This is a genomic window from Kitasatospora papulosa (assembly GCF_000717245.1).
GTDB classification, from domain to species: domain Bacteria; phylum Actinomycetota; class Actinomycetes; order Streptomycetales; family Streptomycetaceae; genus Streptomyces; species Streptomyces papulosus.
On the sequence record NZ_JNYQ01000001.1, the window covers coordinates 1,244,078 to 1,252,299 of the forward strand.

General features: G+C 71.0%; 6 protein-coding genes and 1 pseudogene. 2 read left to right on the forward strand and 5 right to left on the reverse strand.

Annotation, left to right across the window (positions count from 1 at the left end; genetic code table 11):
• Nucleotides 1-24: 24 nt before the first annotated feature.
• The 3 genes from IA22_RS0105470 to IA22_RS0105480 are packed head-to-tail and all read right to left on the reverse strand — an operon-like array spanning nt 25 to nt 3,118.
• Nucleotides 25-885 (reverse strand): carbohydrate ABC transporter permease, encoded by an 861-nt coding sequence (locus IA22_RS0105470; RefSeq protein WP_015576700.1) that lies wholly within the window; start codon nt 883-885, stop codon nt 25-27.
• Nucleotides 882-1,808, reverse strand: a complete 927-nt coding sequence (locus IA22_RS0105475) for a carbohydrate ABC transporter permease (RefSeq protein ID WP_030122884.1) — start codon at nt 1,806-1,808, stop codon at nt 882-884. Before IA22_RS0105475 ends, IA22_RS0105470 begins: the two co-directional genes overlap by 4 nt.
• A complete protein-coding gene (locus IA22_RS0105480; protein ID WP_014156962.1) occupies nt 1,805-3,118 on the reverse strand; it encodes an ABC transporter substrate-binding protein in 1,314 nt (437 codons plus the stop codon). The genes IA22_RS0105475 and IA22_RS0105480 overlap by 4 nt, the downstream gene beginning before the upstream one ends.
• Nucleotides 3,119-3,306: 188 nt before the next feature.
• Between IA22_RS0105480 and IA22_RS0105485 the strand changes: the two genes are divergently transcribed.
• Nucleotides 3,307-5,352, forward strand: coding sequence for a beta-galactosidase (locus IA22_RS0105485; RefSeq protein WP_030122885.1), 2,046 nt, complete (start codon nt 3,307-3,309; stop codon nt 5,350-5,352).
• Between the two features lie 49 nt (nt 5,353-5,401).
• Nucleotides 5,402-6,961 (forward strand): glycoside hydrolase family 53 protein, encoded by a 1,560-nt coding sequence (locus IA22_RS0105490; RefSeq protein ID WP_030122886.1) that lies wholly within the window; start codon nt 5,402-5,404, stop codon nt 6,959-6,961.
• Nucleotides 6,962-6,964: 3 nt separating this feature from the next.
• Here the strand turns inward: IA22_RS0105490 and IA22_RS0105495 are convergent, their stop codons facing one another.
• Nucleotides 6,965-7,972 (reverse strand): VOC family protein, encoded by a 1,008-nt coding sequence (locus tag IA22_RS0105495; RefSeq protein WP_030122887.1) that lies wholly within the window; start codon nt 7,970-7,972, stop codon nt 6,965-6,967.
• A 144-nt stretch (nt 7,973-8,116) separates the two neighbouring features.
• Nucleotides 8,117-8,222, reverse strand: a pseudogene (locus tag IA22_RS36365) (ectoine hydroxylase); the annotation flags it as partial.

Genomic DNA, 8,222 nt, shown 5'->3' on the forward strand with positions numbered 1-8,222 from the left:
AAGGGGTGCCCTGTTGAGGAGCTGTCAGGACTTTACGGCGCCGGAGAGCAGGTCGAGGCTCCAGAACCTCTGGATCACGAGGAACAGGGCGATCAGCGGGATGATCGCGAGCAGCGCGCCCGTGATCACCAGCGTGTAGAGCGCCGGGGTGTTCGAGCCCTGCTGGAGGAGTGTGTAGAGCCCCAGGGTGACCGGGAACTTCTCGTCGTCGCCGAGCATGATGTAGGGCAGCAGGAAGTTGTTCCAGACCGCCACGAACTGGAACAGGAACACCGTCACCAGCCCGGGCAGCATCATCGGCAGCGCGATGGTCCGGAAGATCCGCCACTCGCCGCCGCCGTCCATCCGCCCGGCCTCGATCACGTCGGCCGGCACGGCGGCCGACGCGTAGATCCGGGCGAGGTAGACGCCGTACGGGGAGAGGATCAGCGGCAGCAGCACCGACAGGTAGGAGTCGGTCATGTCGGCCTGGGCCAGCAGCAGGTACTGCGGCACGGCCAGGATCACCGGGGGCATGAGCACCCCGGCGAGCAGGATGTTGAAGACGGTCTCCCGGCCGCGGAAGCGGTACACGGCCAGCGCGTACCCGGAGACCGCGGACACCGCGGTGGAGAGCAGGGCGCCCGCCCCGGCGTAGAAGGCCGAGTTGGCCATCCACCTCCAGTACACCCCGTCGCGGTACTCCGTGAGATCGGCGACGTTGTCCGTGAAGCCGGAACCGGGCAGGAAGGTGAAGGTGGAGAACAGCTCGCTGCCGGACTTCGTCGAGGCGACCAGGACCCAGACGACGGGCAGCAGGCAGTACAGCGCGCCGAGGAGCAGCGCGGCGGTCGGAACGAGCGGGAGGCGCCGGCGGCCGGGGGCCGTGAGGGACGGGGTGCTCATCGGGAGTCTCCCTGCTTCGTACGGGAGTTGGCCGCCTTGAGGAAGCCGAACGACAGGGCGAGGGTGGCCAGGGCGATGATGACCGCCTGGGCGGCGGCCGCGTGGATGTCGTTGTTGACGAAGGCGTCCTGGTAGACCTTCATCAGCGGACTCCACGTGGTGGAGAGCGAGTTGGTCAGCGGCTTCAGCGTGGTGGGCTCGCTGAAGACCTGGAGCGTCGCGATGATCGAGAAGAAGAAGGTCAGGATCAGGGACGGCGCCACCATCGGGATCTTGATGCGCAGCGCGATCTGGAGCTGCGAGCAGCCGTCGATCCGCGCGGCCTCGAAGACCTCGGCGGGAATGGCCCGCAGCGAGGTGTAGATCACGATCATGTTGAAGCCGGTGCCGCCCCACACGGCGATGTTGGCGAGCGACAGGTACAGCGGCCCTCCGTCGAGCAGGTCGGGCCGGGGGAGTCCCGCCGCGTCGAGCAGGTACAGGAAGGGGCTCACGTCCGGCAGGTACAGGAAGCCCCACATGAGCGCCGCGATGACGCCGGGGATCGCGTACGGCAGGAAGATCGCCAGCCTGCTGAAGCCGCGTGCCCGGAGCCCGTCGGTGTCCAGCAGCAGGGCGAAGAGCAGGGCGAGGCCGAGCATCACCGGGACGACGATCGCGCCGTACCCGAGGATGCGCAGCGCTCCGTCCAGGAGCTCCGAGTCGGAGAGCGCGTCCGCGTAGTTGGCGACGCCGGCCCAGATCTCCTGCCGTGCGCCCTTCCCGAGGCCGAGTCCCGCGACCTCGGTCCGGCGGAAGCTGAGGTACACGGCGTAGCCGATGGGGAGGGCGAAGAAGAGCAGGAACAGGAGGGTGGCGGGGACCAGGAAGACGTACGGGGCGCTCTTGACCCCGTACGCCTTCCTGCGGGGCGTACGCGTCACTCCGAGACCCCGAAGCCCTGCTTCTTCAGGTCCGCGACGGTGGCGTCCTGCATGGCGGTCAGCGCGGGGCCGAAGTCGGACTTGTTCTTGGCGGCCGCCGCGAAGTTGTCCTTGAAGGCGCTGTACGCGACGTTGACGTTCGGGCCCCAGGCCGCGGGGGCGGTGCCCTGGGCGATCTTCGCGGCCTCGGTGTAGAAGCCGGGCTGGTTGGAGAAGTAGTCCGGAGCCTTCGCCAGGGCGCCACCGGTCTGGGCGGCCGTGGCGGCGGGGTAGATGCCGCCCTCCTTCACCAGCGCGGCGAGCGCCGTCGGGTCGGTGTTCAGCCACTTCGCGAAGGTGGCGGCGGCCTTCTTGTTCGTGGAGTCGTTGGTGACGGCCGTGGAGGAACCGCCCCAGCTGCCGGTGACGTTCTCACCGGCGGTCCACTGGGGGAGCGGGGCCATCGCCCACTTGCCCTTCGTCTCGGGCGCCGCGGTGGTCAGGGTGCCGGGCGCCCAGACGGCGCTGACCCAGGCGACCTGCTTGCCGGTGTTGAGCGCCTTGTTCCAGGCCGGGGTGTACATCGGCTGGTTGTCGACGGCCCCCTCCTTCACCAGGCCGCCCCAGAAGTCCGCGACCTTCTGCGTGGCGGGGTCGTCGATCGCGACCTTCCACTTGTCGCCGCCCGTGGTCCACCACTTCGCGCCCGCCTGCTGGGCGAGACCCGCGAAGAGGCCCGAGTCGTTGGAGGAGAAGGTGGTGAGGTCCTTGTCCGGCGCCTTCTTCTTGAGCGCGCGGGCCGTCTCGGCGAACTCGTCCCAGGTCGTCGGCACCGTCAGGCCGTACTGCTCGAAGAGGTCCTGGCGGTAGTAGAACATCAGCGGGCCGGAGTCCTGCGGCAGCGCGTACAGGGCGTCCGAGCCGAGGGTTGCCTGCTGCCAGATCCCGTCGGCGAACTCGCCCTTCGCGTCACCCGCCTCCTCGGATATGTCCGCGAGGACGTCGTTGGAGACCAGGGTGGGGAGTGCCTGGTACTCGGCCTGGACCAGGTCGGGCGCCTTGTGGGCCTTCGCCGCCGTGATGATCTTGGTGACCAGGTCGTCACCCGAGGCCTGCTTCTTCACCGTGACGGTGATGCCGGCCTCCTTGCCGGGGCCCTTGTTCCAGATGTCGGCGACCTTGTCCAGGCCGGGGGCCCACGCCCAGTACGTCAGCGAGGCGGGCCCGGACGCGGCCGGTTCGTCGGCGCCGTCGTCCGTGCCGCACCCCGAGAGCAGGGCGGTGGCGGCGAGGGCTGCGGCGGTGGACACCGCGACGGTGCGGTATTTCATGGTTTCTCCCCTGACGAGACGAACAGACGCATCGGCGGACTGGCCGGAAAGGCGCTGTGAGCGTTCACAGTAGAGAAACCAAACCGACACTTGTCAATGGTTGTTGCTGTGCGGTTATGTTGGCCCTGCGCCGCCGAGAGTGTGTGTGCACGTTCCCAGAAGTTGACCCGAAGAGCCAGGAGCTGTCCATGCCGCACTCAGAATCCGCGCCCTACCCGGTCGGTCTGCACAAGCTGGCCTTCGGCGGCGACTACAACCCCGAGCAGTGGCCCGAAGAGGTCTGGCACGAGGACGTACGCCTGATGCGGGAAGCGGGCGTGACCATGGTCAGCGTCGGGATCTTCTCCTGGGCACTGCTGGAACCCGAGCCGGGCACCTACGACTTCGGGTGGCTCGACCGCCTTCTGGACCTGCTGCACGTCAACGGCATCCGCGCCGACCTCGGCACCCCCACCGTCGTCCCGCCGGCCTGGTTCTACCGTGCCCACCCCGAGGCCCTGCCCGTCAGCCGGGACGGGGTCCGGTACGCCTTCGGTTCACGCGGCGCCGTCTGCCACAGCTCGGCCCCCTACCGCGCGGCGGCGGCCGACATCACCGAACAGCTCGCCCGCCGCTACGGAAGCCACCCGGCGCTCGCGATGTGGCACGTCCACAACGAGTACGGCGTCCCGGTCAGCGCCTGCTACTGCGACAGCTGCGCCGCGCACTTCCGCCGCTGGCTCGCCGCCCGGCACGGCTCCGCCGACGCGGTCAACGCGGCCTGGGGCACCGCCTTCTGGGGCCAGCGCTACCGGAGCCTCGAGGACATCGACCCGCCTCGCACCACCCCGACGGTCGGCAACCCGGCGCAGCAGCTCGACTACGCCCGCTTCGCCGACGCCACCATGCGGGAGAACTTCACCGCCGAACGCGACATCCTGCACCGGCTCGCTCCCGGCATCCCGGTCACCACCAACTTCATGACCGCGCTCAGCCAGTGCGAGTCCGTCGACTACTGGGCCTGGGGCCGTGAGGTCGACATCGTCTCCAACGACCACTACCTGATCACCGACGGCCGCCGCACCCACGTCAACCTCGCCATGGCCGCCGACCTCACCCGCTCCGTGGCGGGCGGCGCCCCCTGGCTGCTGCTGGAGCACTCCACCAGCGGCGTCAACTGGCAGCCCCGCAACCCTGCCAAGCGCCCCGGCGAGATGGCCCGCAACAGCCTCGCCCACGTGGCCCGGGGCTCGGAGGGGGCGATGTTCTTCCAGTGGCGGCAGTCCCGGCGCGGCGCCGAGAAGTTCCACTCCGCGATGGTCCCGCACGCCGGCACCGACTCGCGGATCTGGCGCGAGGTGAGCGCGCTGGGCGCCGGACTCGGCCTGCTGGAGGGCATCCGGGGCACCCGCACCGTCGCCGACGTGGCGATGATCTGGGACTGGCAGTCCTGGTGGGCCCAGGGCCTGGAGTGGCGCCCCAGCGAGGAGCACGACGCCCGCGAGCGCGCCGACACCTTCTACGCCTCGCTCTTCGACCGCCACCTCACCGTCGACTTCGCCCACCCCGACGCCGACCTGAGCGGCTACCCGCTGGTCGTCGTCCCCGCCCTCTACCTGGCCACGGAGGAGACCGGCCGCAACCTGCGCCGCTACGTCGAGCGGGGCGGCACCCTCGTCGTCTCGTACTTCTCCGGCATCGTCGACGCCGACGACGCCGTGCACCCCGGCGCCTACCCGGGCGTCCTCCGGGACGTACTCGGGCTGACCGTCGAGGAGTTCTCCCCACTCGGCGAGGGCGGCACCGTCCGCCTGATCACCCCCGAGGGCGCCCCCGAGGGACCGGAGCTGACCGGCGACCTCTGGTCGGACGTGGTGATCCCGCGCGGCGCCGAGACCGTCTGGTCGTACGCCGACGGCATCCCGGCGGGCCGCCCCGCCGTCACCCGCAACCGGCTCGGCGAGGGCACCGCCTGGTACCTCTCCACCCGGCTCTCCGGCCCGGACCTGGACGCCGTCCTGGACCGCGCCGCCGCCGACGCCCGCATCGAGCCCCGCACGAGCCTGCCGTACGACGTCGAGGTCGTACGCCGCACCGGTGACTCCGGCAGCTACCTCTTCGTGATCAACCACACCGACGCCGAGGCGGTGGTGGCGCTCGACACCCCCGGCACCGAACTCCTCACCGGCGAGCCCGCCGTGGACAAGCTCGCCGTTCCGGCGGGCGCGGTCCGTGTCGTACGGCTCGACGGCTGAGGCGCACACCCACAGGGAATCCCGCACAACGGTCGAAGGGACATCGACGATGTACGGAACGACGCACACCCGCGCGAAAGCGGCCGGGGCGGTGGCCGCACTCTCCGGTCTCGTGTTCGCCGCGCTCCCCGCCCAGGCCGCCCACGCGGCCACCGCCCCCGTCAACACCGGCTTCGAGTCCGGGGCCGCCGGCTGGTCGACCTACTCGGCCGGAGGCCAGAACGCCGCCTCCTTCACCGAGGCGGGCGGCCACGGCGGCAGCACCCGGCTCAGCCACTGGTCGGCCTCGGCGTACAAGGTCGAGACCTACCAGTACCTGAGCGGCCTGACCGACGGCACGTACACCCTCAGCGCCTGGGTGCGCTCCGGCGGCGGCCAGAGATCCGCCTACCTCGCCCTGCGCAACTGCGGCTCCGCCGAGCAGCGCACCGACCTGCCGCCCACCGCGAACGGCGAGTGGATCCGGCTCGTCACGTCCGTCAAGGTGACCGGCGGGGCCTGCACGATCAGCCTCAACTCCGACGCGCACGCGGGGCAGTGGGCGAACTTCGACGACATCACGTTCACCCCCGGGAGCACCGGGCTGAGCGTCAGGGGCGGTGACCTCTCCACCCTCCCCAAGAACGAGGCGCACGGCGCCACGTACCGCAACGCCGGCGGCACGGCCGGGGACGCCATGGGCATCCTCAGGAGCTCCGGGATGAACTACGTACGCCTCAAGGTGTGGGTGAACCCGGCCGACGGCTACAACGACAAGGCCCGGGTCCTCGCCATGGCCAAGCGCGCCAAGGCCCTCGGCATGAAGACCCTGATCGACTTCCACTACTCCGACGCCTGGGCCGACCCCGGCAAGCAGAACAAGCCCGCCGCCTGGGCCGGGCACGGCTACGCCCAGCTCCGCACGGACGTCTACAACCACACCTACGACGTGCTGAACGCCCTCAAGGCCCAGGGCACCACGGCCGACATGGTGCAGATCGGCAACGAGATCAACGGCGGGATGCTCTGGCCCGAGGGCTCCACCGCCAACTGGTCACAACTGGCGGGCCTGATCACCTCGGGGGCGAACGCGGCCAAGGCGGTCTCCTCCGGCACGAAGGTGGCGCTGCACCTCGCCGAGGGCGGCGACAACGCGGGCACCCGCTGGTGGTTCGACAACGCCGTGGCGCAGAAGGTGCCCTTCGACGTCATCGCCCTCTCCTACTACGGCTACTGGCACGGCTCGCTGTCCGAGCTCCAGACCAACCTCGACGACGCCGCCTCCCGCTACGGGAAGCCGGTGCTGGTCGCCGAGACGGCCTACGCCCACACGCTCGCCGACGACGACGGCCTGGAGAACAACGTGGCCACCGCGAGCCAGCTGGTCGCCGGCTACCCGGCGACCCCGGCCGGCCAGGCGGCGAACCTCCGCGACGTCATGAACGTCGTCGAGGCCGTCCCGAACGGCCGGGGCCTCGGCGCCGTGTACTGGGAGCCGGCCTGGACCGCCGTCACCGGCAGCGGCTGGGACCCGGCCGACCCGGCGTCGGGCAACGCGTGGGAGAACCAGGCGGTGTTCGACTACGACGGCAAGCTGCTGCCGGCGGCCGCCTGGTTCTCGCACCGGTAGCGGCTACAGCGGCGCACCGTGCCACATCCACGAGGTGACACGGGCGCGGCCCGGCAGATCGGCGCGGCCGGTGGACCAGAGCAGCACGGTCCACCGGTCCTCGTCGTCCGGGGCGTCCGGGAAGAGCCGGGCCAGCACCCGGTCGCAGAGGTCCTGGGGCGGGGTCCAGGACGACGACAGCCCGGTGGCGACGTCGTGGGTGTGGACGAGGGTCTCCACGATCCCCATCGCGGCGAAGCCCTCGGGGTCGGACAGCCCGGACACATGGTGGGAGCGCACGTCCGGCGAGGCCGTCCGCACCATCGCGGTCAGCAGGGCCCCGCTCGCCTCCAGCGTCTGGAGCAGCCCGGGGACGCCGGCCTCCGGGTTCGCGAAGATCGAGTTCCCGGGACCGCCCTCGCGTTCGGAGCCGTAGCGGTAAGGCACCTCGCGGTCCTGCGGGGGCCTGCGCGGGCCGAGCTGGACGGCGTAGGCGAAGAGGTCGTCGCTCAGGTGCTCGACGGTCTCCCAGCAGTCCCACGTCAGCCCTCCGGCCGGCACCCGCCAGTCCTCGGCCGGGGACTTCGCGAGGGTGTCGACCGCGAGCCGGACCGCCAGCGTCACGTCGTCGGCGGTGACGGGCAGCCGGGCGCCGGTCAGCGCGGCGCGTTCCGGCGCGCTGAGCTCCACGCAGAACTCGTTGCCCTCGGGATCGGCCAGGGTGACCCAGCCCCGGCCGTTCGGCTTGCGATGGTCGCCCACCGGCGTCGCCCCCACGGCGAGCAGCCGCTCGACCTCCTCGTCGCGGGTGCGGCCGTCGGGGCGCAGGTCGAGATGGACCCGGTTCTTGGAGCGCTTGGACTCCGGCACCGTGACGAAGAGCAGTGTGCCCCGCGGCGACTCGACGAGGGCCTCGGGGTCACCGGGCTCGTCCTCGTCGGACACGGAGGATCCGAGCACCTCGGCCCAGAAGCCGGCGAGCTCGTAGGCGTCGGCGCAGTCGATGGTGATGTGCTGTACGAGTGAGGTCATGGGCGCCACTGTCGCCGCCGACCCGGGCCGGGGTCCAGCGAGTTGTACGGCCCGGCCCGCGGCGGCGCCGCCCCTGAGGGAGCACCGGACGCGGAAGGGGCGGGACGCGTGGTGCGTCCCGCCCCTTCCGACAGTCGTACGCCCTTACTTCACCGGGGTGAAGTCGCGGGCGCCGATGAAGTCGGGCCTGCGGACGGGGGCCGCGAAGGGCTCCTGGGCGGTGTTGTCGACGCTGTTGAAGACGATGAAG

What these genes read in the sequence shown, in the direction of transcription:
- IA22_RS0105490 (WP_030122886.1), top strand. Translation starts at nt 5,402, where the DNA reads ATGTACGGAACGACGCACACCCGCGCGAAAGCGGCCGGGGCGGTGGCC.
- IA22_RS0105485 (WP_030122885.1), top strand. Translation starts at nt 3,307, where the DNA reads ATGCCGCACTCAGAATCCGCGCCCTACCCGGTCGGTCTGCACAAGCTG.
- IA22_RS0105470 (WP_015576700.1), bottom strand. Translation starts at nt 885, where the DNA reads ATGAGCACCCCGTCCCTCACGGCCCCCGGCCGCCGGCGCCTCCCGCTC.
- IA22_RS0105495 (WP_030122887.1), bottom strand. Translation starts at nt 7,972, where the DNA reads ATGACCTCACTCGTACAGCACATCACCATCGACTGCGCCGACGCCTAC.
- IA22_RS0105480 (WP_014156962.1), bottom strand. Translation starts at nt 3,118, where the DNA reads ATGAAATACCGCACCGTCGCGGTGTCCACCGCCGCAGCCCTCGCCGCC.